Source organism: Sulfurovum sp. (genome assembly GCA_026990595.1).
Lineage (GTDB): Bacteria > Campylobacterota > Campylobacteria > Campylobacterales > Sulfurovaceae > Sulfurovum.
In genome coordinates this window covers 21,476-47,548 of record JALXCZ010000049.1, presented here as the reverse complement: position 1 = coordinate 47,548, position 26,073 = coordinate 21,476, and the positions used below count along the sequence as shown (strand labels likewise).

The window sequence follows — 26,073 nt, the reverse complement described above, 5'->3', positions numbered from 1 at the left end:
GGGACTAAGTCATGGCAAGAACGCATAAACTTGAAGATGTAAGAAACATCGGTATTGCTGCACACATTGATGCAGGTAAGACAACAACAACTGAAAGAATTCTCTTCTATACAGGTGTTGAGCATAAAATCGGTGAAGTTCACGATGGTGCTGCAACTATGGACTGGATGGAGCAAGAGCAAGAACGTGGTATTACTATTACTTCTGCTGCGACAACCTGTGAGTGGTTAGGTAAACAAATTAACATTATTGACACTCCGGGTCACGTTGACTTTACTATTGAAGTTGAGCGTTCAATGAGAGTTCTTGATGGTGCTGTATCTGTATTCTGTGCTGTAGGTGGAGTTCAACCACAATCAGAGACAGTATGGAGACAGAGAAACCGTTATGGTGTACCTTCACTTGTATTTGTTAACAAAATGGACAGAACAGGTGCTGATTTCTTAGAAGTTGAAAGACAAATTAGAGACAGACTTAAAGGGAATCCGCTTGTGATCCAACTTCCAATAGGTGCTGAAGAAAATTTCGAAGGTGTTGTTGACTTAGTAAAAATGCAAGAAGTTGTATGGGATCAAGATGCAGAAATGGGTTCTAACTACCATGTACAGCCAATCCGTGCTGAACTTCAAGAGCAAGCTGATGAGTGGAGAGAAAAACTTATTGAAGGTATCTCTGAAGTGGATGGTAACGAAGCACTTATGGAAAAATATATGGAAGGTGAAGAACTTACTGAAGATGAGATTGTTGCTGGTATCAAAGCAGCATGTATCGGTATGCATGTAGTACCAATGCTCCCAGGTACTGCGTTTAAAAACAAAGGTGTTCAGACTTTACTTGATGCTGTTGTTGCCTACCTCCCATCTCCAGTTGAAGCACCTGCTATTAAAGGTACTGAAATGGATGATGAGGACAAAGAAGTAATTGTTGAATCTACAGATGACGGTGAATTTGCATCATTGGCATTTAAGATTATGACAGATCCATTTGTTGGACAATTGACATTTATCCGTGTATACCGTGGTTCTTTGGAGTCTGGTTCTTACGTACTTAACTCTACTAAAGAGAAAAAAGAGCGTATTGGTCGTATCATGAAAATGCACGCGATCAAACGTGAAGAAATTTCTGAAATCTATGCTGGTGAGATCGGTGCGGTTGTTGGTCTTAAAAACACAACCACAGGTGATACCCTATGTTCAGACAAAGATAAAGTAGTGCTTGAAAGAATGGATTTCCCGGATCCGGTTATTTCTGTAGCCGTTGAACCTAAAACAAAAGCCGACCAGGAAAAAATGGGACTTGCACTGGGTAAACTAGCAGCTGAAGATCCATCTTTCCGTGTGGCTACTGATGAAGAGTCTGGTCAAACTATTATTTCAGGAATGGGTGAACTTCACCTAGAAATTCTTGTAGATAGAATGAAAAGAGAATTTAAAGTTGAAGCTGAAGTCGGTGCACCACAAGTTGCTTACCGCGAAACGATCAGAAAAGCAGTGAATAAAGAATATAAGTATGCAAAACAGTCTGGTGGTCGTGGACAATTTGGTCATGTTTACCTTAGAATCGAGCCACAAGAGCCAGGATTTGGTTATGAGTTCGTGGACGAAGTTAAAGGTGGGGTTATTCCAAAAGAATTCATTCAGCCGGTTAACAAAGGTATTCAAGAAGCAATGCAAAGAGGTATTCAAGCGGGTTACCCTGTTGAAGATATAAAAGTAACACTTTATGATGGTTCTTACCATGATGTTGACTCCTCTGAAATGGCATTTAAACTTGCCGGTTCTATGGGATTCCGTGAAGGTGCCAGAGAAGCAAATCCGGTGATCCTTGAGCCAATGATGAAAGTTGAAGTTGAAGTGCCAGAAGATTACATGGGAGATGTTATTGGTGATGTTGCCAAAAGACGTGGTCAAGTATCTGGTATGGATGACAGAGCAGGTAACAAGATCGTGAATGCTTTTGTACCACTTTCAGAAATGTTCGGTTATTCAACTGACCTGCGTTCAATGACCCAGGGTCGTGCAACGTATGCGATGGAGTTTGACCACTATGAAGAAGTGCCGCAGAATGTAGCAAAAGAAATCATAGAAAAACGAAATAGTTAATCTTTCGCAGTATTTCACTGCATCTTTGAAGGAGTGCGTTCAGTCATGTACTGACGTACACTCCTTCAGCACAACCTTCAAATCTACAGCAAACTACTACGAAACCTAAAACTATTTTAAATCTAAGCATAGTTCAAAAAAATCTTAATTATTTCGGAAGTATTAAATATTACTCTATTCTAATTTCAAATTAGCATATAATAGTATTTTTAAGAATTAAAGGAACAAAATGAAATTCATCATAGATCTCATAGAAGATGTGCGTGAGCAGATAGGGAATCATGAGGAGTATCTGGTGACTGCTGGATTGTTGAAAGCGGATGAAAATGATAGCGAGAAACTGATCTATGCCGGAGAAGCACCTTTAAATACTACTGTTTTGGATGAGCAGAAAAGACAATTGATCTTTAAAATGGATGGTAGTGAGTCAGAACTGACCATAGGAGAGATTATTCCCTCTTTGTTGATATCTGACATGGATAGAATGATGTATGAGCTTAGAATGGATGTGAATATTCAATATAAAGATATGGAGATTGTAGGGTTTGGTAAAAATGATCAGCAGAAGAGATATATCCTCTTTATCAGGATATAAATCTTCTTTAATTTCTTATGCGTAAACAGATTCTTTTTTGAACTCTTTGGCAAGCATTGCATAAAAAAGGGCTCTGTATTTGTTTCTGTTCGATGTACCCATCGCTTCACATACTTTTTTAATAGCAGCATCAAGTTTAGCATCATCTGCAGCCAAACCAAGCTTTTTCTGTAAGAAATTCTTTTTGACTGTTTCAAGTTCTGAAGCTTGAGAACATGATACTGTCTCACTGTCTTTTTTATAAATAGACGGTCCCAGCCCTGCAGTGACTTTTGCAATAAGGTCAGCAGATACGTTTAAACCAAGCTTTTTGGCTTCGGCAGTATAGTGCTCTATTTTTTCATCTCTTTTGCTCATTCTTCTTCCTTTATTTATGAATTTGTAGCCATTAATTATAGCTATAAAATTCTTTTAGGTCAAATATTGAGGTTTTTGGGCTAAAAGTATCCAATTCATATTTAGTTTATGGGAGTGGGAAAAGTGTGCAATGGATTCAAAAGGAATTTTTTTACGTTTTTTGATCACTGCATAGTATTGGGGATCAAGACCAAGTGCCAATGCAATATCTTTATCCAGAATTTTCTCTTTTTTGGTTTGAATAGAAAGAATTTTTTTTATTCTTTGCATCACGTTATTAAAATCTATCATTATTATCCTTGGTAGTTAGTCTGGTGATATAATAATAGATTTTTAGAGAGGAGGTTGAAAATATGACATATTGTCATATTTTATTTCAAATGGTGAAGTTTAGTTTTTTGTACTATCTGTACTATCTATTTCTATAACAGTATGTACATTTCCTCTTGGATTGAAATCAGCAATTAATTTCATAGATCTCGGTTCCAGTTTACTGTAGAGTGTATCATAGATCTCATTGGCAGAATTTTCATGAGAGATATGTCTATACATAAATGAATTAATGTATAGTTTCAGCGCTTTGAGTTCTATAACTCTTTTGTTTGGAACATAAGAGAGTTTCAATGTTGCAAAGTCAGGGTAACCTGAACGTGGGCAGAGGCACATGAACTCCGGAAGTTCAATATTGATTGTATAATTCTTTTCATGTTCATTTGGCCAGAAGTTCTCTTTGGCATTTATATCAAATTCTTGTATCTCTTTTTCACCGTATTTCATTTCTATCCTTTAATTATATTTGTCTATAAGTGTTTTTTCTGCAATAGGTTTAGCAATACCAAACCCTTGCAGGTAGTCGATTCCAAGTGCTTTAAGTTTCTTTTTTTGTGACTCGTTGTCTACCCATTTTGCTACAGTAGTAATATGTAGATCTTTTGACATTTTGACCAAAGAAGTCAGCATGGCATAGGTATTCGTATCATCAAGTTTTGTGACATAGTCTCTGTCAAACTGCACAAGATCAAACTTAAAATGTTTCATATATTCCATGGAGGCATTGGAAGAACCAAAGTTATCAATGGCAATTCGTATCCCTTTGGATCTGAAACTGTTGAGTGTCTTAAGATAGCTGCTGAGATTATGGTGTGCTTTTCTCTCATAAAGTTCTATGATCAAACGTGAAGGATCAATATTTTTTTCTTTCAGGTAGGCAAAAAATTTATCCTGAAAAGTTTTATCTCTTAAAGAAAAAGGAGAGAGATTGAATGTAAAAGCAATAGTCTCATCTACCAGAGGGAGAAGATCTACTACATGTTTAAATAAAATGAAGTCATACTCTCTGCCTAAGCCTAAACGGTTAATTATAGGAAGGTAGACTCTGGGAAGGATATCTCCTATAGTTTCTGACTTGAGTTTGGCAGATATTTCATAAATATCGATCTGGTTGTTTTTTGTATTAAGCAAAGGTCTGAAGGAGAGGAGAAGTTTTTCTTCTTTTAAGGCTGTAATGATATTGGATTCAACTTGAGAGATCTCTTCAGCATTTTTAATGAAGTTTGCTTCTTGAGATCCGGAAGTATCTTTTTCCTGTGCAGCAATAATATCTTTAAGCTGTAAAATGATCTTTTCAAAATCTTCACCGGTATGGGTTACAATAGAAAATTTATAATCTACTTCTATATCATTAATTATTTTGTTCTCTGCAATATATTTTTGCATGATCGACTGGATCTGTTCATTCTCCTCATTCAGGGCGATAACGAACTCTGCACCATAGAGTCTACCGATGAAAACATTTTCTAATCCATGCTGTTTAAAAACAAGGTTCAATTTATGCACCATGGTATAGAGAAGAAGATCAATCTGTTCAATACTGTAATGTTCATTGAGTGTTGATAGATTGTCAATGGTCAAGAGTACTAAAGATTTGGGTTTGTAGTGTTTCAGTTTATATATAAATGCTTTTTGGTTAAAGCCCTGGGTGGTCTGGTCTATGAGTGTCTCCTGTACACTTAGTTCGATGAGAAAATAGATAAAGTAGATCGTAATAAAAACAATACCGGCAATTAAAAATTTATTGCCCAGTGTAAGAGTGAGGTTTTCATCTTGAAAGAAAAGAGCATAGAGTACCAGGAAAATAAGAACAAGTAAAGGGATACCTGCCCGAAGTGCAAGTTTAAAACGACGTTCCCTCTCTTGCAGTTCGGAGAGTAACATTAAACATCCAGATGTTTTACATCTTTAGCATGGCTTTCGATGTAGTTTCTTCTTGGTTCAACTTCGTCACCCATGAAAAGAGTAAAGGTATCACTTGCCTCTTCTACATCTTCTATTTTGACTTGAAGGAGTTTTCTGTTGTCTGGGGTCATAGTAGTTTCCCAAAGCTGTTCCGGGTTCATCTCACCAAGACCTTTATAGCGTTGGATATAGGCACCTTTTTTTGCAGATCCCTCTATTTGATTGAAGAGTTCTAAAAGATCTTTATCTTTAAATTCATCTGTAATATGTTCCTTGATTCTCTGGTTTAACTCTATGGCTTGATTGTATTGAGGATTGGTAAAGAGTACTTCATCTATAATGAGCTCTTCCAAACCGTCATTCGTCTGTACAAAGAGATGGATCTCTTCTTCAGTAATGTTTTTATTAAGGATGTTGTACCCCAGTGCAGCAATATATTTTTCAATTGTTTTTGCCAATGCTTTATTGGAAGTACCAATGATATCAGGATTTTCTATCATATAACGGATGACTTCAGGCAGGGCAAAACGATTTTCAAGATCTTTGAGTGCCATCTTATAATGTCCTACAAGTTTAAAGAGATCTACCAGATCTGCCTGTCCCATTGTTTCGCTTTCTATCGCATCAATACCATGTTCTATAAGGAAGTTATTCAGAGCAGTATCATCTTTGAGATAGGTCTCATTTTTCCCTTTTTTATACCGGTAAAGCGGTGGCTGTGCAAGATAGAGATAGCCTTGTTCGATTACCGGCTGCAAAAATCTAAAGAAGAAGGTCATGAGGAGTGTTTGAATATGGGAACCATCTACATCGGCATCCGTCATAATAATGATCTTGTGGTAGCGGAGTTTCTCTTCGTTAAACTCTTCACCGATCCCACAGCCAAGCGCAGTGATCATATTCTTGATCTCGTCTGATTTTAGGATCTTTTCCAAACGTGCTTTTTCAACATTTAGAATTTTACCTTTAAGAGGTAAAATCGCCTGAAATACTCTGTCACGTCCCTGTTTTGCAGAACCGCCTGCAGAATCCCCTTCCACTAGGTAAATCTCAGAGATTTCAGGGTCTTTGCTTTGGCAGTCTGCCAGTTTACCTGGAAGCGTACCGATACTCATAGAATCTTTACGTTTTACAAGATCTTTTGCTCTTTTTGCAGCATCTCTACCACGTGCAGCAAGTAATACCTGTGCCATGATCGCTTTAGCTTCTATAGGATTCTCTTCAAGATATTTGTTAAAGTTTTCAGAGAAGAATTTCTGTACCAACGGACGCACATAGGATGAACCGAGTTTCCCTTTGGTTTGTCCTTCGAACTGTGGCTCAGGTACTCGTACGGAGACAATAGCGATCAGCCCCTCTTTACAGTCATCACCTGTGATCTTCACCCCTTTCTCTTTGGCATTGGCATTTTTAGCGATGTAGCTTGCCATAGAACGTGTCAATCCTGCTCTGAAACCTGCTTCATGTGTTCCGCCATCAGGTGTTTTAATGTTATTCACGAATGAAAGTGATTTTTCTGAGTCTGCATCACAATACATGAGCGCAATGTCTATCTCAATATCATCTGCTTTACCCTGAAAGAATTGAGCAGTGGAAAGAGGCTCTTTGTTGTTCATATCTTCGACGAACTGCTTGATACCGCCTTCAAAATGATACGCCTCTTTGGTTCCATCACGTTCATCTTTGAACTCAATGGTAATACGAGGGTTAAGGTAGCAAAGTTCCTTGAAACGCTTCATAAGGATCTCTTTTTGGAATATGACGCCTTCTGTAAAGATGGTATCATCCGGCCAGAACTCGATCTTGGTTCCTTTTTTACGGGTTGTTCCTGTAGCAGCTAACGGTTCCTGCGGGATACCTGCTTTAAAGTCCTGCTCATAGATACTCCCTTCACGGTTAACCGTAAGGTGAAGATCTTTCGAAAGAGCATTGACAACAGAGACTCCCACTCCATGAAGTCCACCGGAAACTTTGTAAGTGTCTTTGTCAAATTTACCACCGGCATGAAGTACGGTCATTACCACTGTTGCGGCAGAGATCTTTTCTGTTGGGTGCTCAGCAACAGGGATACCACGACCGTTATCTTCAATGATGGCAGAACCTGCTTTGGTCAGTGTCACTTTGATCGTATCACAGAAGCCTGCCATAGCCTCATCTATTGAGTTGTCTACGACTTCATAGACCAAGTGGTGAAGACCCTTTGTAGAGGTATCTCCAATGTACATTCCTGGTCTTTTTCTTACTGCTTCAAGTCCTTTAAGAACCTTAATATTACTCGCTCCATATTCTGCCATGGTCAGACTCCCTTAATAGGTTTATAATAGTAACTATTTTATCTAAAATTACCTTATAGAAAGCACGATAATAAGGGGTTTTAGGGGGTGTATGTAGGGTGATCATTCCTTCCCACCAATTCATCTTAAATTATTACAGCAGATATAACCTAAAATACATGCATTTCCCCTAATCGAGAAATACTAATGTATAAATTTGGGTTAAATCAAAAAGGAGGTCTGTCTTGGTTACTTCTTCTCCTTAAAAAACAAGACATACAACCCCGGTAAAACCAAAAGCGTTAGTATAGTTGAAGAGATGATTCCCCCTGTAACAACCACCGAGAGTGGGTACTGTATCTCTGAGCCTACACCAGTGGCATAAAGCAGTGGCAAGATACCAAAGAGTGTGGTAAAGGCTGTCATGAGTACGGGTCTTAGGCGTAGCAGTGTGGCATCTTTAACCAAGTCGATGGTTTTGATGGTAGGAAACTTCTTACGTAGTTCATCGATGAAGGATACCAAGACGATACCATTGAGTATGGCGATGGCAAAGATAGCGATGAACCCGACAATAGCGGAGACGGAGAGGTACTCACCACTTATGAGAAGTCCTGCTATACCTCCTATCATTCCTAGTGGTACCCCTAGTAAAATGAGGAACGCTTTTTTGAATGAATTAAATGCCGTATAGAGTAGGAGTAAAATGAGCAGTAGTGTAATAGGGATAATCATAGCAAGTGTTGCTGTGGCTTCTTGCATATTTTTGAAGTCTCCAGCCCATTTGATGTAGTATCCGTTGGGAATGTTCACATCTTTTTTTATTTTGGCATCAGCCTCGGCAACAAATGAAGCGATGTCTCTGCCTTCTGCTTCCATAGAAATAACCATGTATCGACTCAAATCTTCACGTTTGATAAATGCAGGACCTTGGACAACTTTAATGTGACATACTTCATCAAGTCGTACCATTTTCCCTGTCTTGCTACGTAAAAGAATTGCTTTTATGGTAGATATATCTTTTTTGGCATTTTTTATTTTAGGAACGATACCAAATCGGCGGATACCCTCTATTTTCTCAGTGACAGGTTCTTCACCTATACCATTTCGGATGACACGCATCACTTCATCGACAGTGATACCATAGCGAGAGAGTGCCAAGTAGTCTGGTTTGATAGTAATTTGTGCTTGTCCTAACTGTGATTCTATCTCAGGTCTTTCCAAACCTTCGATGCCAGAGACGGCTTTTTGAATATCTGTAGCAATTCTATCCATTACTTTTTGGTCTTCTCCGTATATTTTGACGGCAAGTTCAGCTTTAACACCTTCAAGTAGCTCTTCAATACGCATAGAAATAGGTTGTGTGGGTACAAATTGTACAAAAGAGAAAGCATTTTGCAACTTCTCTGTCATATTGTGTCCCAATGCCTCTAAGTCTTCAATATCAGGTTTAAGTGTAAGGAGTACTTCCATGTAGTTACCCTGTGCAGTTTCTCCTTTTTCACTTCGTCCTATCATGGTTAGAACAGAGCTTACGTCATTGGGGTAGTGTTTGAGTATATACTTTTCTATTTTTTTTGCAGTCTCGGTACTTTGTCCTAAGGCAGTACCAGGAATAGCAATGACACGATACATTATGGACTCTTCGTTAAGCTCAGGCATAAATTCACGACCTTGTTGTGTAAGTAATGCTGCAAGTACTGCGAAGATAGCAAACGTAACGATAATCACTTTTTTGGCATGGTGCATTGCAAAAGTCAGCATAGGTGTATAAAACTTTTTAATAACATGCATCAGTGGTGAGTTAGAGTGTTTACCCGTTTTAAGCATCATGAATGAGAGTACGGGTACAAGCAGGAGTGCCACTGCCAGTGAACCTAACATGACAAATACAATATCTAGTGCCATAGGTGAATATAGCTTTCCTGCAAGTCCTTCAAGGCTGAGTAGTGGTATGAAGACTACGGCGATGATGAGTAGAGCAAAAATAACAGGTTTTGCAACTTCTGCTGTTGCCATAGCAATGACTTCTGCGCGTCCAAGTTTTGGGTTATCGTGTAGGAGTCTAAAACTGTTTTCCACCACAACGATAGTACCATCGACTATCATCCCTATGGCTATGGCAAGCCCTGAGAGACTCATAAGATTTGCAGACATACCGTACTCTTGCATCATCAAAAAGGCTATGAGTAAGGAGACAGGTAAAGAGAGTATAACGATGAAAGCAGAACGTAACTCAAAGAGGAACAAAAAGAGTACGATAGCAACGAGTATAGACCCGCTCATGAGAGCAGAAGTCATCGTACTGACTGCCTTATGTGTAATCTCTGTTCTATCATATATTGTTTTTATACTTACATTTTTTGGAAGGGCAGCATTTACCAGTGGGAGTTTTTCTTTAATGGCATCCACCACTTTTGCAGCGTTGGTACCACTTCTTTGCAGTACCATACCAAACATTGCCTCTTTTCCATCAATAGTCACTGCACCAAAACGTGGTGCTTTCCCTTTTTTTACTTCTGCCACATCTGCAATGGTTACAGCGATGGCATCTTTACTGCGTATGACGGTATTTTTAATATCATCTTGTGTCCTATAAAAACCTGCACCACGAATAAGATACTGCTCTTTGTTAAACTCAAGATATTGTCCACCTGCTGACATATTGGAACGCTCTAATGCCTCAACAACTTCATCATAGGTAGTGTTAGTCGCCTGTAGACGTTTTGGATCGATGAGAACATCGTATTGTTTTGTAAAACCACCCCAGCTAATGACATCTTCTACCCCATCAACAGACTTAAGTAGAGGTGTAACGATATACTCTTGTATCTCACGTAGTTTGGTTGTAGAAAGTTTGCCTGTACTGTCAGCCACTTGATACCAAAAGACTTGTCCAAGACCCGTTGTGTTTGGTCCCATAGTTGGTTTTCCCCAACCCATTGGTATTTCAATGGTATTGAGACGTTCAGTTACAAGTTGTCTTAGAAAATAGGTATCGTACTTATCTTCAAAGAAAATAGAGACATAGGAGAGTCCGAAGATAGAGTTTGAAAGTATCATCTTTACTCCAGGAAGCCCAGACATTGCTGCTTCTATAGGATAGGTGATGAGTTTTTCTATGTCCTCAGCGGAGTTTCCTGGGCTTTCTGTATAGATAACGACCTGCTTAGGTGTAATATCGGGGAAGGCATCTACAGGAATATTGGTGTAAGCCTTGTATCCGAAACTGGAAATGGCAATGAAAAGGGCTATAATTAAAAATTTATACTGTATTAACAGTTCAAAAAAACGTTTCATATTTGACTCCTAATCCCCATCGCCAATGGCAGATTTAAGGAGCATAGATTTAACATAATATACACCATCGCTTACATACTCTTCATTTGGTTTTAACCCCTTTATGGCTACTTCGTCACCATTGTATGCTATGATTTGTACTACTTTTGGTGCATAGGGAACTTCTTCCTCTGCTTCATCATTATCACCTTCTCTTTCACTATTTCCCTTTTTGGGATGCGTATCAGCTTTACCTTCTTTTTCATCTTCATGTGTTTCAACAAATACGACCCACTCACCTTGGAATAGTGAAAGAGCAGATTTTTTAATCATGACAGCATTTTGGTAAGGTTCTAAGCTTATATCTATTTGGGTAAAGGCATGAATGAGTATATTTTTAGGATATTTCATCATTATAAAGAGTACTTTTGCACGCTGCGTTTCTTCATCAATATTTGGAAGAAGTTGTACAAAGTGTACAGGGTACTGTTTATTGGCAATGGTGACAAACCCAGTGGTTTTGGATGTAATTTTCATAGCATCATTGATACGCATATATGCCACGGCATAGTAGTGACTTCGGTTCACAATAGACATAAGAGCGTCTTCAGCATTTACATTTGAGTGTAGTGGTACAAATATCTCTCCCACAACACCACTAGCGTGTGCATAAAGGACAAACTTGTCTGTAGCTTCTTTTAAGTCTGATGCTTTGATACCAAGAGATTTAAGTTGTGAAACAAGGGCATTTTGTTTTGCCAGTATTTTCTCTAGGGCTATAATCTTTTGGTTCAGTTCATTTTGTGAGGCAAGTCCTTTTTTATACAGTTTTTTTGTTACTTCAAGTTGTTCTCTTGCTGCCTTTACCTGTTGTCTGAGTGCGACATACTCTGCAGACATTTTAGAAAGTGATATAGATTCTATGAGTACAACCTTTTCACCTTTTTTGACTTTTTGACCAGTGGTTACAAAATAATTTTCAACATGACCAGGCAGACGAGAGACTATCTCTTGTTTTTGGTCGGAGAGTTGTGTAATCTGTGCATTGGTTTTTACAATCTTTCCTAAGGGTTTCATCTGTGCATGTGAGATGCTTATTTCATTTGAAAAAGCCCATAATGGGAGCAGAAATAGTAAGTATTTAGTCATTGTATTGTCCTTGTATAAAACGAAGTTCTATTTTTTTTGTATTTATCATTTTTTGTGTTTGAAGTAAAGATTTACTTGTTTGTATCAATTTATTTTTTGTATTCATCATCTCAAATATTGAGCCTTGTGCAATTTTATATCCTTCAAGTAATAAACTATTGAGAGATTTTTGTTCACGTTTGAGTATTTTAAGTGCTTGATACTGACTAGAAAGTTCTTTAATAGAAGATTTAAGCATCTGTCGCTGTGCATGTAAATCAAGTTTTAATTGTGCATTGTCCAGCTTGAGTTGCTGCATTTTCAATCGTGCGAGGGCTTTCTCTTCTTCTTTGTTATTTCGTACAGGAAGAGGGATAGAAATACCTAGCCTGAATATAGACTGGTCTGGTTCTTTTTCTATGCCTGCTTGTAATGCATAGGCGTTAATACTATTGTCATTCATACGCATTTGACTTTGAAGGAGTTTTTCTTTTGCTAAAAGTATTTTTTCTTTGGGTGTAAGGTGTTTACCGCTTTTTGTACCCGCACTTACCGAATAGATAAACTTTTTTGACAAAGTAACCTTTTTCTTAAATCCACCAATGGCTAGAAGTTGATAATACAAAGATTGCATGGCTTGTTTTGTGGTATGTATTTGTGCTTTGAGCGTCAGTGTATCAGTTTTGGCTTGTAAATAGGATACTTTAGTCTCAGAGCCACTCTTATAGCGTTCTTTCACTATATGTGTCACCTTACGTGAAAGCTTGTATTCATCCTGTAAAAGTGAAAAGAGTTTACTCTGATAGACATACTCTGTATAGAGGCTTTCCAAGGTTTTTATAAATCCTGCTTTGCCATTTGTTACATATGCTTCTTGTAGAAGTCTGGATGCATAGGCTTTGTCTTCTAGCGCATTGTAATACCCATTGGTTCGTATACGTTGAGAGGCACTCAGGGCATACCCATAAGCAGAGGATGAAAACTTAGGATTAAACTTAGAAATCTCCATATTTAACTCAGGGTTTTTTGTTCTAAGCATCTGTTTATTTTGTTCATCTGTTGTTTGTAATGATAATGCTTTACTTTGAAGCACATTGGAGTGTTTTAGTGTATATTTTTTAAATTTTGCATAACTCATACCAAAAGAGGAGAGTGTCAAAATTAAAAAAATCATGCCGATTTTTTTCATAGTTGTTCCTGTAATGTAAAATATTAATTGTTGTTCATCACTTCTAAAAAGAGAGAATGAGGGTGTGGTAACGTGGTTTAAGCTATAGGAGGTTTTATGCTTGTTTCGTGGAATGGAGGCGTATAAAGCGTTGGTTTTTCTGTGAGTAACGTTTTCGCATATTTTGTATCAAAATGTATTTCAACATTAGATATGATAGCCATAAAATGAAAGAGATGATGTAACTCACACAAATCACCACAATCTGTAGCATGTTCCTGCTCTGCAACATACTCATAGGCAGTTTCATGATGACAAGTATCTTCAGTAGCGATAATAGAGGCATGTGCAATGTTGAAGAAGAGAGAAAACAGTAGTAAAAATTGTATCACGTGTTTCTTCACAGATATGCCTTTCATCATTTTGTTTAGTTTAGCGAAATAAGTGTTAATATATAAAGCATGTAGCATGAATAATTGTAAGGGGGGGGGAAGAGAGAATTACAGTAGCATCCCAGATTGTTGTTTTTTCGTACTTATAATATCAATGGTATTGGGGTCTATAAATTGTTGTTTTTCATAGGCATCAAGGGCATAACGTCCTATCATGGCTGCATTATCAGAACAGTATCTTAGAGGTGCTACATGCATGGTTTTTCCAAATTCATGACAGAGTTTTACATAAGCATTTCGTATATATTTATTGGCTGATGCACCACCCACAATAGCAAAATCTTTGATAGGCTCTTTTGCAAAGATCTTTTTGCTTTTTTGAAGCAGGTGAAGTTTAACTGCTTTTTGAAAAGAGGCAGAGAGATCTGCTTTGTCCTGTTCAGTCATTTTGGAAGCTCCACCAAGCTTTTCTACCGCCAAACGTACAGCATTCTTTAGTCCAGAGAGAGAGAAGGCAACAAGTGGTGAATTACGCAGAGGTACAGGCAGCTCAAAACGGTTCTCATCCCCTTGAAGTGCAAGTTGCTCTATGAGAGGACCTCCGGGATAGCCAAGCCCCATCATCTTGGCACATTTGTCAAAGCTTTCACCTACTGAGTCATCCATAGAGGTTGCAAGTATCTCCATCCGTTCAAAACTTTCCACGCGTATGACCTGTGTATGCCCTCCGGAGATAAGAAGTACCAGTAGGGGTAGTGTAGATTCCTTTTCAATGAATAAAGAGTAGATATGACCCTTTAAATGGTGTACAGGGATGAGTGGAATATCCTGCAAAACTGCCAAGGTCTTTGCCATAGCAATACCTTCCAGAAGAGTTACTCCAAGTCCAGGTTGGTTGGTGACTGCAACCGCCTTGAGTGTGTCAAAGTAGGGTTTGGTCTCTCTCAGTATCTCAGGCAGAGCAACGGCATGCAAGCGTGAAGCGAGTTCGGGGACTACCCCGCCATAGCAGGAGTGTTGCTCTTCTTGAGAGATTTTTTTATGATAGAGGATTTTTTTAGTTTCTATTTCGGTGATAGCTATGGAGCTGTCATCACATGAACTTTCGATGCTTAGTATCATAGATTTGCCTGTAGGTCGGGGTGTCCCCACCCCGACAATAAATTGAAATATCTATTTTGGTTATTCTTGTCTATCGACAATACTGTCGGGGTGAGGGCACCCCGACCTACATTTTTATATTTTTGCATTTGATGTTCCTAAAACAAGGTTTTCTATCAATTTCCATTTTCCATAACCCGAATCGGTATTAATGTGTCCCGCATTTGCTATGGTGGTAAATGTGGCATCATAGTGTGAAGCTATCTCTTTTGCCTCTTGCCTTTTTACCCATGGGTCATTGTCTGAGACTATTATATGCACCTCTTTTGCATAGATGTTTTTGGGTAAAGGACAAGGAAAAAAGGTTTTAATGGTTTTTTCTTGTGTCACAAGGCTTGGCAGAGAGACCATAAAGAGTCTTTTTATTTCACGCATATCAGCCTCTTGGCAAAGCCATAGCCAAAGGTTGTTTGCAAGTGAATGGCAGACTACGGTATCTGGTTTAAAGTCATCCAGTATCTGTTTTACCTGTTTTAGCCATCTGTTCTTTGAGGGGAAGTGGCAGTTATCCAAAAGAGGAAAAGAGACCGTGCCATAGTTCTTGGCTATTTCACTTGCAAGTTCTGCCTGCCAATGTGGTGCATCTGAACCGCCCCAACCATGCAAGATAAGTACTTTATCTTGTACTTGCATAGGCTCTTACCTCTTTGTCTATCTGGATAATGTCTTGAATATTGTTTGCTTTAATATGTTTAAATTTCTCATACGCATCCAAGATAATATTACTCATTCCAAAAAAGCTACATGCTTCTTTTTGAAATTTTTCTATGGCTATCTCGTTGGCAGCATTGACCACAACACCCAAGTGAGGATTTTGTAAAATATGCTCTTTGATGTGCCAAATAGGGTAACGTTGGGCTTCTATGGGTAGAAATTCCAAGCCACCAATACTCAGTAAATCTGTAGGAGGGAGTATCTCTTCAGTGACTTCTCCCTGCAATGCAAAAGCGATAGGTAGTTTCATATCTACGCCTGCAAAGTGTGCCGTGGTTGAACCATCTTTGAACTCTACCAAGGCATGGATGATAGACTTTTTTTCGATGACTGCATCAATGTTGGAAGTGTTAAATAACCACTTGGCTTCGAGGAGTTCAAAGAGTTTGTTAGTCATAGTGGCTGAATCTATAGTGATCTTGTTCCCCATAGACCAGTTAGGGTGCTTAAGAGCATCTGAAAATGTTGCATCTTTCATCTTGTCTAGTTCCCAGTCTCTAAATGCACCACCACTTGCTGTAATGTAAAGTTTAGAGACAGGACGTTCATTGATAAGGTACCAAAGCCCAAAATGCTCAGAGTCGATGACATTAATAAGAGACATGTCTATAAATGCCCCAGCAACCACAAGAGACTCTTTGTTTGCAAGTGCCACACGTTTACCTAAGCTTGTGGCTTTGAGTGTCGGAGCTAGACCTGTGTAGCCAACTAAGGCATTGACAATCATAGGGCTTTTAGATTCTTCTATGAGGGTTAAGATAGCATCATTTCCACAACGTACATCAGGATGGTTCACTTTATGTCTGTCTGCCTTATGGGCGATGACAACAGTTTTGGGTTGATGTTCCTGTATCTGTTCGTTGAGCAACTCTATATTGCTGCCTGCGACCATCGCTTCAATTTGTATATTGTAGCGTTTGGCAATGATAAGGGTATTGACCCCAATGGAGCCGGTAGAGCCTAAAAGTACAATGGAAGGCATAGGTTATAAAAATGCTCTTAGTGCGATGACCATCATGGGTGCACCAAAAAGATACCCATCTATTCTGTCCAGTATGCCGCCGTGTCCCGGGAGCAGATCACCGGAGTCTTTTACCCCTGCTTCACGCTTTAGATAAGATTCAAAGAGATCGCCGAATACCGAAGCGGTTGCAGTGAGTAGAGTAACGACTAATGCTGTCCAAAATGGTGTGATATACAGACCTGCATAGGTACCGAAGACCGTTGCGATGACAATGCCTCCAATGACACCCTCAAGGGTTTTATTCGGGGAAGTGTCTGAAAATTTGGTTTTTCCGATGGCTTTGCCTGTAAAGAATGCACCTACATCGGTAAGTGCTACAGTTACCAAAAGCCAGAACATGGAGACTATGCCAAAATCTTCGTAAAGAATAAGGAAAAAAAGTATACCACTGACCGGGTAGAGAAACGGGAAGATTAGTTTTTTGTCAAAATTATGCAAGTAGGCAAGTGATGCACCAAAGAGTATAGCGATCAGAAAGAAGAGATCATCAGGATTGGGGTAGAAATAGGCAATGATCCACAAAAGTGCAGCCCAAAAATAAGCAGGTGGAGAGACAAGTTTAAAGAGTTTCATGGCTTCATAGAAACCGAACATGTAGATAACCCCTAAAAAAACCCACATCACAAAAAAACTGTCGATCCAACCTATAAAGCCAACAAGAGCAAGCAAGCCAAGTCCTGTTAGCCAACGCTCCTGATGGTCTGTAAAAATTTTTGTCATATTTTATCCTGATTTAGAGTAACTATAATTATAACACGACTTGGATTATACTATGGTTTTAGTCACTTTTGCTATAATCATTTATAATCTTGAATAATTAGGGATAATAAATGAAAAAAATAGTTATCATAGGTATTCTATTCACATTTTTGTATGGTGCAAATAATACCTGTCTGCATTGTCATAAAGGCATAGAACACATTAGAGACCATAAATCCAAAATGATGGAGAAGATCTTTGCCAAGGCAGATGAAGCAGATGTGACAGGCAATGACTGTGTGGTTTGTCATGGAGGAAACCCTGAAGCAACAACCAAAATAGAGGCACACAAAGGCACACCGGAATATTTTGAAGACAATGAGGGTCCCAAAGCTTTTTATCCTGATCCGGGAAGTCCGTGGATCAATAAAAATACCTGCGGTATGTGCCATAAAAAACAGGTAGCTTCACAGTGGAACAACCTGATGGCAACAGAAGCCGGAAAGATCCATGGAGCACTTTGGGGCTTTGGTGCCAAAGATGGGTATGACCATAACCACAGCAACTTTGGAAATGTAGATATTCACAAGCGTATCGGCACAGATATTTACAGTAAATATATGAAAAAACTGCGTAAAAAAGAGCCTCAGGGATTTCCTGAAAAAATGAAAGAGCTTCCCCCTGCACCTACAGCAGAACAGATAGAGAAAGATCCGACACTTTCTGTCTATACCTATCTGCGTCAAGAATGTTTACGTTGCCATACGGGAGGAAAAGGGCGTAAAAGAAGAGGGGACTACCGTGGGATCGGTTGTTCCTCTTGTCATATTCCCTATTCCAATGAAGGGTACTATGAAGGAAATGATCCTACGATAGATAAGAATGCTACAGGACATATGCTGGTGCATGAGATACAATCTTCACGTAAAGTAAAAGTAACTGTGCATGACAAAACCTATTCGGGTATCCCTGTAGAGACCTGTACAACCTGTCACAACCGTGGTAAACGTATTGGGGTGAGTTATCAGGGATTAATGGAAACAGAGTATAAGGCCAATTTTGATGCTCAGGGTAACGGGCAGCCAAAGTTGCACACAAAGCGTTATCTGCATCTTCAGGAAGATATTCATTACACCAAAGGGATGCTCTGTCAGGATTGTCATACTTCCATTGACCACCATGGTGACGGCTTCAATGTAGGAGCCAATCTTGGAGCAGTGGAGATAGAGTGTCAGGATTGTCACGGTACAACCGATAAATATCCGTGGGAGTTACCACTTGGGTACAGTGATGAGTTTAAGACATCTCCAAAGACAGGTAAAGCAAGAGGTGTAGGACATACTTTGGCAAAATATCTTAAACAGGGGTTTGTGCCTAAAGATAAGGGTGATGGCTATCTGCTTTCTGCGCGTGGGAACCCTATGCCAAAAACCGTTAAAAAAGGCAATGAGGTAGTGGTGCATCTGGCTTCGGGAAAAGATTTGACACTTAAGCCACTCAAATTACTTAAAAAAGAGAAAAAACTTTCCAAAGAGGGACTTGTGGCAATGGACCAGATTAAAGCGCATACAGATAAATTGGAGTGTTATACCTGTCATGCTACCTGGGCACCGCAGTGTTATGGCTGTCATGTCAAGATAGACTACTCCAAAGGCAAACAGAATCCTGATTATCTGGCAGCTTCGAAGATGCACCATAACGGTGTCACAGGGGAGGTACATAACCTCAAAGACTTTTTGGTAGATGGAAAAGTGACAGAAACCCGTTCTTATTTACGATGGGAAAACCCAGCATTGGCACAGAATGGTGAAGGACGTATTTCTCCGGTAATTCCTGGTTGTCAGGTGATTTTGACAGTGATAGGCAAAGATGGTAAAGCCAAACTCCATAACCACATCTTTAAGATCCCCAACAAAGAGGGTAGGGGTAAAGAGGGGATAAATTCTATTGTGATGTCTCCGGTGAATCCCCATACCATTACTAAAAAAGGACGTACCTGTACCTCTTGTCATGATTCAGCCAAAGCGTTGGGGTATGGGATAGAAGGTGGTAAATACTTTGCAGATCAGAGTAAAACAACCATTGTTGATTTAATGAGTGCAGATAAAAGAGTACTCCCGCATAAAACAGATGAACAGATGCCAGCAATTCCTAACTTAAAAGATGATTTGTCTCGTTTTGTAGATGAAAACGGAACACAGGTACAAACAGTAGGAGATCACTGGAAGCTTTCTCAGGCTTTAGATAATGAAACTAGAGCCAAACTGGATAGAAGAGGTGTTTGTCTGAGTTGTCACCAAGAGATGCCGCATAAAGATTTGGCAGTCTCTCTGTTGGTTCATACTGCTGAAATGGCAGGTGTGAAAATAGACAACAAGATGCACCATACTTTGGTGCATAAATCACTTTTAATGACTGCTTGGGTACAGGTCCTGGGTGGACTGTTATTAGGGCTTGGATTGATGTATTGGGTGATGAGACGAAGGAGAAAATAGTCTATTCTCTGATCTCAACCCCTTCTTTCAAAACGGAAAGCGTTTGATACTTATCGTATTCTACACTGGAACCTTCTTGAATCTTGACGAATTTTCGTTTGGTATAGTCAACAAGATAGTTTCCCGGTTGATCGGTGGAGAAATCAACACAAAGTTTGGCAGCTGCTTCTAAAACTGAGTCAGGCAGATTCTGCTTGTCAGTACGGATGATGACATGAGAACCGGGTATCTCTCTTGTGTGCATCCAAATATCATTGCTTTTTGCTCTTGAGAGTAGTTTTTGGTTCTCCTTGCTGTTGCGTCCTACCATGACTTTGTAGTCTTCTATCCAGAAAAGCTCTCCCTCTCTTAACTTCTCTTTTTTGCGCAGTGATTTCGCACGTTTAGGTACAAGCAGTTCTAGTTCGTACGGAGTATTTCCCTGTTCTAAAGCATAATAGATATTCTCATAAAAAGCTTTTTTAGAGCTAAGATTCTCCTGTTCTATATGGACATTTTTAGCTTTGGCCTTGGCACGTTTTGAGAGATTGAAGTAGTGGTCAGACATGCGGTTCACTTTGATATTTTTGGGTAGGGGTATGACAACTTCATTGCCTTCAAAATCATAGGTTTTAAGCTCTGTGTCATAAGGTTTTATCTGATAAAGGTTTGACAAGATGAGGTTACCAAGATTTTTAAAATCTTTTGCTTGCTCTTCGAGTTTTTCTTTGTTTGGAAGTTTATATAGGAGCTGCTCAAATTTTTTAATTTTTTTAGAAACAGCAGAGCATTTTTGTTTTTTCATCTCTTGAAGTTTTTTATGCTGTATCTGTGCAAATTTCTCTTTTAGGAATATATCTATATCCGTAGGGTGTTGTGATGGTACAACACCCTCTTTGTTATTTTGCTGATTTAAGGTGTTGTCGTGGGACAACACCCTACGAGGTATTTGTAGCAACTCCATACCTGGACGTACCACTCTAAAAGAGCTGTCTGCATCGATGTGTCTAAGCGCTTCGATAATGACTTCATTCTCATCAATGAGGATGGCATTGGTATTCTTGCCAGTAAATTCAAGTTGCAGGTAAATTATCTTATTTTTATATGAGCTTTTTGGGGCAATAGAAAAACGTAACATACGATCATCATTGGGTATATCAACAGCAATTAACTTACTTCCGCTAAGCAGTGAGTGCAACAGAGTGTCAAAAGGGGCATTGTACCCCTGAAGTGGTCTTTGGCTGGGAGCTTTATATATGAAGCTGTGCCCTCGTGTCATGTTGAAGAAATAACTCTGAGATTTGTCAAACATAATCTCTAAGGTATTGTCTTCCGTGCGCCGTGCACGGCTTATAAATGTGAAATCATTTAGACGTTTGGCGATGGCTTGAAGTTCGTAGAGTTTCATAGTTGAGCCCTTTGGCTCTCGTTCCCATGCTCTGCGTGGGAATGCATATTTGTGTTTAACTATAGATATAAAATTTGCAAAACATTCTAAATATCTGTATGCATTCCCACCGAGGACGAAGGGGAACGAGGTTAAAATTATTAATGAAATTCTAGCATAATTTTATTTTGCTATAATTCGCGTAATAAATGGGAACCTATTATTAGAGATTCCCAAATTAAGGATAACCTTATGGGACAAACTATAACAGAAAAGATTTTCTCGGAGCATGCTGGTAAAGATGTATTTGCAGGAGAGATAGTAAGAGTGCCAATCGATATGACGATAGGGAATGATATTACTACACCAATATCTATTAGAGCTTTTGAGGAGAGTGGTGCTGAGAAGTTGGCAAATCCTGATGGTTTTGCTATTGTAATGGACCACTATATCCCTGCAAAAGACATCGCTTCGGCAAACCAAGCAAAGATTTCAAGAGAGTTTGCATACAAGCACGACCTTAAGTACTTTTTTGATGAGAAAGATATGGGAATCGAGCATGCCTTGCTTCCTGAAAAAGGACTTGTAATTCCCGGTGATGTGATTATCGGTGCGGACAGCCATACCTGTACACATGGAGCACTGGGTGCATTCTCTACAGGAATGGGAAGTACGGATATCTCATTCTCCATCATCACCGGAGGTAACTGGTTCAAGGTACCGGAGTCTATCAAAGTAAATCTAGTGGGTAAACCCGGAGAACACATTTACGGAAAAGATATCATCTTGGAGCTTATCCGTATTTTAGGAGTGGATGGTGCGTTGTATAAAGCTATTGAGTTTACAGGAGAGGGTGTGCAATACCTTGGTATGGCAGACAGATTCTCTATGTGTAATATGGCGATCGAAGCGGGGGCAAAAAGCGGTATTTTTGCTATTGATGCCATCTCTCAGAAATATATTGATGAGAGAAAAGAGGCAAATTGTGGGTTAAGGGCTGAGCCGAAACTTCACTACTCTGATGCAGATGCAATCTATTGCCAAGAGATCACCATAGATATGGAGAACCTTTCTCCCATCATCGCCTACCCGTTCTTGCCAAGTAACGGAAAACCTGTAGAGCAGGCAGTAGCAGATGATCTTAAAATCGATCAGGTGATGATAGGATCTTGTACCAACGGACGGATTGAAGATTTGAGAATCGCAGCGAAGATCATGGAGGGGAAGAGAGTGGCAAAACATACACGTATGATAGTAACTCCTGCAACCCAGAAAATATTTTTACAAGCACAAGATGAAGGGTTGATGAATATACTTATAGAGGCAGGGGCAGTTGTTTCAAACCCAACGTGTGGTGCCTGTCTTGGCGGATATATGGGAATCTTGGGTGATGGTGAGCGTTGTGTGGCAACGACCAACCGTAACTTCGTAGGACGTATGGGGGCTAGAACCTCTGAAATCTACTTGGCAAACTCAGCTGTGGCTGCTGCATCTGCCATAGCAGGGAAGATAGTGGATCCTAGAGATACCTAGTTGTGAAACAAGGGATGAAAACTATACTCATAGTCATTTGTCTCTTGGGTTTCTTTTTTTGCTTAAGCGGTTTTGTTATGATGGGAAGCTTTTCTGTTAATGCTCCTGTAGAACAGAGAGAACATTACCAATTTGTTATATATTTATACACCTCAGGGACTATTTTTTCTTTTTTTCTATTTCTTTATTTGATATTTTTTGTAAAGATATCTAAATGAAAAAATTTAATCATCTATTTAAAAAAGAGAAGTCTTCAACCGATGGACTTCCTGATAAAAGAACTAAAAAATTTATTTTGCTTCTTTTTGTGTGCTTTTTCTTTTTTTATTTACAATACAAACCCTATTCAGGACAAATACACGAATTTAGAACGATAAGTGAATATTTCTTTGGTATCTATCAATTTATCATCAATCAAACTTTAGGTATCGTACATGAAGGAGGGCATGGTGTATGTTATATTTTACCATGTCCCAAGTTCGTGATGGTAATGAATGGTACACTGTTTCAGTGGCTGTTTCCTTTTGGCGTTGCCTATTATTATAAAAAACAAAAAAACTATATGGCGTATTATGTAGGTATATTTATATTGGGTATTTCCTTTGATTATTCGTCTTGGTATATGTCGACTGCACATCAAGGTGCGATAGTTACTGCAGCAAAATCTTTTTTAGGAGTGGATGGAATCCATGATTTTAACTATATGTTTACAACACTTGGTGTGATGCCTTATGAGTCCTTGATTTCCGGCATGACTAAGCTGGTTTCGGTACTATTAATGGCTGGAGCACTTATTGCAATGTTTTTTGAAGCATTTTCAAACCAAAAAGAGGAACAATGAAACACTATACCTATACTTTTAGAGTGAAAAAAGAAGAGATAGACTTTAACGGCCATGTACATAATGTTACTTACCTAAGCTGGATGATAGATGCTGCTACCAAACACTCAGAAGCAGTTGGATTCGGCTATGAGAAATGTTTGGAGCTTGGTGGTACATGGGTTGCCAGATCCCATAACATTGAGTATAAAAGAGCTGCATTTGAAGGTGATGAACTCGTGATGGAAACATGGGTAGAAGAGATAGGGAAGGTTATGTCTGTACGTCGTTATCTTATCACCCGTGTGAGTGATGGTGCTACGGTCTGTGAAGGAAAAACGGAGTGGGTTTTTGTAGATAGCAAAAAGATGAGACCTATGAAGATCCCTGAAGTGATTGTTGAAGGATTTGAAAAGGCTCAGGCAGATTAAAACCCACCATTTGGATCAAATCCAAAATCCGGTGTTCCAAAACTTTGTGTAGCAAAATTGGGGTCAGAGTGTCCAAACTGCAAGGATGTTCCTCTAAGCATGGTAATGTCCATTTTTGGGTCAATGCCTTTGGGGCATACAGCTGTACACTCCCCGCATAAAGTACAGTCCCAGACCCCGTTGGTCTGGATGTTGTCTATGATGGCTTTGGCATCACCTTCTCTTTTGTCTGTAGTGTAGCGGTAGGCACGTGTGAGAGCAAAAGGTCCTAAAAAGTCAGGATTGACTGCGTACACAGGGCAGGCAGAATAACAGGAGTCACAGAGTATGCAGTCTGTCTGTTTTTCGGTAAGTTTTTCATCATTATGTGTAAGTGTTGCTTCTTTGCTTTCATGTAGCCATGCGGTGGTCTTTACCAATGTCTCTTTGGCTCTGTTCTTGTCTACTCTCAGGTCACGCAGTACGGGATGGTATTGTAGGGGTTCGACAAGTTCATCCCCCTTTATTTTATAGGCACAAGCCAACTCTTCTTTGCCGTTGACACGTACTGCACAGGTACCGCATACCGAAGCACGGCATCCTGCCATGAATGTCAGTGAAGCATCCTGATCTTCTTTAATTTCGTAAAGGGCGGCAAGCAGGGTCATGGATGGGGAGACTTCAAATTCTTCAATACTTTTGTCTCTTTGTATTTTAATTTTCATTATGACTCCCTCTTCCACTGCAAAACAATATGCTTTCTAAAATCCTCATTCTCTTCTTTAAAATCTACTTTGTAGTGTGCCCCGCGGCTCTCGTCTCTGGCAATGGCTGCTGAGATGATGGTGGGAGCAAGCAGGAGTGCATTGGAGAACTCTAAAAAGTCTATAAGATTGGTGTTGTTGGTGGCGCTTTTGTCCTGTATGCCTATTTTGTTTGAAAGTACCTGCATCGCGATGACTTCATCAAGAGCCTTACTGAGCTGAGAATTTTCTCTGATAATACCTACTTTTTCATAAAAGAGTTTTCCAAGTTGTTCACGTTGTGTATAGAAATTCACGCTGGCTTTCTGGGTATAGATGTTTTTTATGTGTGCTCTGTCTTTTTGAAGTTGTCTACCTTCATCAGGTTTGGTACTGGCATAGATACTGTGTTTGTAGGCATTCTCTCCTGCAAATCTTCCAAATGCTGTAATCTCCAGCAGGGAGTTCCCTCCAAGGCGGTTGGCTCCGTGTACCTTGGCATTGGAGCATTCTCCTACTGCAAAACAGCCTTTGATACCTGTAACTTCTAGTGCATAGTCAACATCTATCCCACCCATGCTGTAGTGTGCCACAGGTTTAATGGGGATGAGCTCTTTGGCTGGGTCTATATGTTCATGCAGTTTGCACAGTGCCACCTCCTGAGGGAGGAGTTCCATGAGTTTGTCCTCCCCAAGATGTCTGACATCAAGGAACACTTCTTTGTCCTCAGAGAGCTCTTTAAAAATGGCTCTGGCTACTTCGTCACGAGGTTTAAGCTCATCCACAAAACGCTCACCCTCAGAGTTTAGCAGATGTCCGCCTTCACCTCTGGCACTCTCGCTTATGAGAATAGAAGAGTGTTTGAGTGCAGTGGGGTGGAACTGTATGAATTCCATGTCAGAGACTGCACCGCCTGCACGAAGTACGGCTGCTACACCGTCACCTGTACTTCCATAAGCATTAGTCGTAAAACCGTGATAGAGTGAAGCATACCCACCTGTAGCGATGATGATAGATTTGGCGTTAATCTGTTTGACCTCGCCTGTACGTATGTCTAAAAAAGTTGCACCTTTTGCTATGCCATCTTTTACAATGAGGTTAAGAAAATAGTGTTCATCTAAAAAGTCTATCTTTTCTTTTAGGCAGGTATCATACAGAGTGTGAAGGATCTTCAATCCTGTATAGTCCTGTGCATAGCAGGCACGTTTGGCAGAGGCTCCACCCATTTGACGCTGGGCTACTGTCTCTACACCGGCTTTGTCATTGTCAAGACGTGAGAAAGGTACACCGATACTCTCTAGCCACTCTATGGTTTTTGGGGCATCTGCACACATTTGACGTACCATATCTTCATCGCACAGACCGTGTGCTGATTTGATGGTATCTTGTACATGCAGGGCTATATGGTCTTCACCCGCATTGCCAAGTGCCGCATTCATCCCGCCTTGTGCCATAGAAGTTTGAGAGTTGGTAGGGTAGGATTTACCTACTACAAGTACAGAAGCACCGGCTTCTTTTGCAGCCAAGGCTGCAGTTAATCCTGCACCTCCTGAACCAATGATGAGAACATCGATCATAG

General features: G+C 39.7%; 22 protein-coding genes. 6 read left to right on the top strand and 16 right to left on the bottom strand.

What is annotated here, in order from left to right:
• Nucleotides 1-11: 11 nt before the first annotated feature.
• Both fusA and MVE01_RS09860 read left to right on the top strand, forming a co-directional pair.
• The gene (gene fusA / locus MVE01_RS09865) at nucleotides 12-2,102 is read left to right on the top strand and encodes an elongation factor G (protein ID WP_472562020.1); all 2,091 of its coding nucleotides are present in this window, start codon (nucleotides 12-14) and stop codon (nucleotides 2,100-2,102) included.
• 229 nt (nucleotides 2,103-2,331) lie between these two features.
• Entirely contained in the window at nucleotides 2,332-2,697 is a 366-nt protein-coding gene (locus MVE01_RS09860) for a hypothetical protein (RefSeq protein ID WP_472562019.1), read from the top strand.
• Between the two features lie 15 nt (nucleotides 2,698-2,712).
• Here MVE01_RS09860 and MVE01_RS09855 read toward each other — a convergent pair whose 3' ends face one another.
• The 13 genes from MVE01_RS09855 to MVE01_RS09795 form a co-directional block, all read right to left on the bottom strand.
• Entirely contained in the window at nucleotides 2,713-3,054 is a 342-nt protein-coding gene (locus MVE01_RS09855; protein ID WP_472562018.1) for a DUF2853 family protein, read from the bottom strand.
• A 54-nt stretch (nucleotides 3,055-3,108) separates the two neighbouring features.
• Nucleotides 3,109-3,345 (bottom strand): hypothetical protein, encoded by a 237-nt coding sequence (locus MVE01_RS09850; protein WP_472562017.1) that lies wholly within the window; start codon nucleotides 3,343-3,345, stop codon nucleotides 3,109-3,111.
• A 99-nt stretch (nucleotides 3,346-3,444) separates the two neighbouring features.
• The gene (gene queF / locus MVE01_RS09845) at nucleotides 3,445-3,831 is read right to left on the bottom strand and encodes a preQ(1) synthase (RefSeq protein WP_472562016.1); all 387 of its coding nucleotides are present in this window, start codon (nucleotides 3,829-3,831) and stop codon (nucleotides 3,445-3,447) included.
• A gap of 9 nt (nucleotides 3,832-3,840) precedes the next feature.
• Nucleotides 3,841-5,268, bottom strand: coding sequence for an EAL domain-containing protein (locus tag MVE01_RS09840; RefSeq protein WP_472562015.1), 1,428 nt, complete (start codon nucleotides 5,266-5,268; stop codon nucleotides 3,841-3,843).
• The gene (gene gyrB / locus MVE01_RS09835) at nucleotides 5,268-7,583 is read right to left on the bottom strand and encodes a DNA topoisomerase (ATP-hydrolyzing) subunit B (protein ID WP_472562014.1); all 2,316 of its coding nucleotides are present in this window, start codon (nucleotides 7,581-7,583) and stop codon (nucleotides 5,268-5,270) included. Before gyrB ends, MVE01_RS09840 begins: the two co-directional genes overlap by 1 nt.
• A 228-nt stretch (nucleotides 7,584-7,811) precedes the next feature.
• Nucleotides 7,812-10,862 (bottom strand): efflux RND transporter permease subunit, encoded by a 3,051-nt coding sequence (locus MVE01_RS09830; RefSeq protein WP_472562013.1) that lies wholly within the window; start codon nucleotides 10,860-10,862, stop codon nucleotides 7,812-7,814.
• 9 nt (nucleotides 10,863-10,871) lie between these two features.
• Complete coding sequence (locus tag MVE01_RS09825; RefSeq protein ID WP_472562012.1) at nucleotides 10,872-11,990, bottom strand: efflux RND transporter periplasmic adaptor subunit; 1,119 nt, start codon at nucleotides 11,988-11,990, stop codon at nucleotides 10,872-10,874.
• Entirely contained in the window at nucleotides 11,983-13,158 is a 1,176-nt protein-coding gene (locus MVE01_RS09820) for a TolC family protein (protein ID WP_472562011.1), read from the bottom strand. The genes MVE01_RS09825 and MVE01_RS09820 overlap by 8 nt, the downstream gene beginning before the upstream one ends.
• Nucleotides 13,159-13,235: 77 nt before the next feature.
• On the bottom strand, nucleotides 13,236-13,541 hold the full coding sequence (locus tag MVE01_RS09815; protein WP_472562010.1) for a hypothetical protein: 306 nt from the start codon (nucleotides 13,539-13,541) through the stop codon (nucleotides 13,236-13,238).
• Nucleotides 13,542-13,637: 96 nt separating this feature from the next.
• The gene (tsaD, locus tag MVE01_RS09810) at nucleotides 13,638-14,651 is read right to left on the bottom strand and encodes a tRNA (adenosine(37)-N6)-threonylcarbamoyltransferase complex transferase subunit TsaD (protein WP_472562009.1); all 1,014 of its coding nucleotides are present in this window, start codon (nucleotides 14,649-14,651) and stop codon (nucleotides 13,638-13,640) included.
• Between the two features lie 114 nt (nucleotides 14,652-14,765).
• Complete coding sequence (locus tag MVE01_RS09805) at nucleotides 14,766-15,323, bottom strand: RBBP9/YdeN family alpha/beta hydrolase (protein WP_472562008.1); 558 nt, start codon at nucleotides 15,321-15,323, stop codon at nucleotides 14,766-14,768.
• The gene (dxr, locus tag MVE01_RS09800; RefSeq protein ID WP_472562073.1) at nucleotides 15,307-16,377 is read right to left on the bottom strand and encodes a 1-deoxy-D-xylulose-5-phosphate reductoisomerase; all 1,071 of its coding nucleotides are present in this window, start codon (nucleotides 16,375-16,377) and stop codon (nucleotides 15,307-15,309) included. The genes MVE01_RS09805 and dxr overlap by 17 nt, the downstream gene beginning before the upstream one ends.
• A 12-nt stretch (nucleotides 16,378-16,389) precedes the next feature.
• Entirely contained in the window at nucleotides 16,390-17,148 is a 759-nt protein-coding gene (locus MVE01_RS09795) for a phosphatidate cytidylyltransferase (RefSeq protein WP_472562007.1), read from the bottom strand.
• 110 nt (nucleotides 17,149-17,258) lie between these two features.
• Between MVE01_RS09795 and MVE01_RS09790 the strand changes: the two genes are divergently transcribed.
• A complete protein-coding gene (locus MVE01_RS09790; protein WP_472562006.1) occupies nucleotides 17,259-19,622 on the top strand; it encodes a multiheme c-type cytochrome in 2,364 nt (787 codons plus the stop codon).
• A 1-nt stretch (nucleotide 19,623) separates the two neighbouring features.
• Here the strand turns inward: MVE01_RS09790 and MVE01_RS09785 are convergent, their stop codons facing one another.
• The gene (locus MVE01_RS09785) at nucleotides 19,624-21,009 is read right to left on the bottom strand and encodes an NFACT RNA binding domain-containing protein (RefSeq protein ID WP_472562005.1); all 1,386 of its coding nucleotides are present in this window, start codon (nucleotides 21,007-21,009) and stop codon (nucleotides 19,624-19,626) included.
• A gap of 231 nt (nucleotides 21,010-21,240) precedes the next feature.
• On the opposite strand from MVE01_RS09785, the gene MVE01_RS09780 reads away from it, so the two are divergent.
• The 3 genes from MVE01_RS09780 (at nucleotide 21,241) to MVE01_RS09770 (ending at nucleotide 23,772) form a co-directional block, all read left to right on the top strand.
• Entirely contained in the window at nucleotides 21,241-22,521 is a 1,281-nt protein-coding gene (locus tag MVE01_RS09780; RefSeq protein ID WP_472562004.1) for a 3-isopropylmalate dehydratase large subunit, read from the top strand.
• A gap of 214 nt (nucleotides 22,522-22,735) precedes the next feature.
• Complete coding sequence (locus MVE01_RS09775) at nucleotides 22,736-23,362, top strand: hypothetical protein (protein WP_472562003.1); 627 nt, start codon at nucleotides 22,736-22,738, stop codon at nucleotides 23,360-23,362.
• Nucleotides 23,359-23,772, top strand: coding sequence for an acyl-CoA thioesterase (locus MVE01_RS09770; RefSeq protein ID WP_472562002.1), 414 nt, complete (start codon nucleotides 23,359-23,361; stop codon nucleotides 23,770-23,772). Before MVE01_RS09775 ends, MVE01_RS09770 begins: the two co-directional genes overlap by 4 nt.
• Here MVE01_RS09770 and MVE01_RS09765 read toward each other — a convergent pair.
• Together MVE01_RS09765 and MVE01_RS09760 are read right to left on the bottom strand one after the other, a co-directional pair.
• Nucleotides 23,769-24,476 carry a succinate dehydrogenase/fumarate reductase iron-sulfur subunit gene (locus MVE01_RS09765; protein ID WP_472562001.1) on the bottom strand — a complete coding sequence of 236 codons (708 nt, stop codon included), beginning with the start codon at nucleotides 24,474-24,476 and terminating at the stop codon, nucleotides 23,769-23,771. The two genes, MVE01_RS09770 and MVE01_RS09765, sit on opposite strands and share 4 nt — an antisense overlap.
• Nucleotides 24,476-26,071, bottom strand: coding sequence for an FAD-dependent oxidoreductase (locus MVE01_RS09760; protein ID WP_472562000.1), 1,596 nt, complete (start codon nucleotides 26,069-26,071; stop codon nucleotides 24,476-24,478). The genes MVE01_RS09765 and MVE01_RS09760 overlap by 1 nt, the downstream gene beginning before the upstream one ends.
• Nucleotides 26,072-26,073 lie beyond the last annotated feature (2 nt).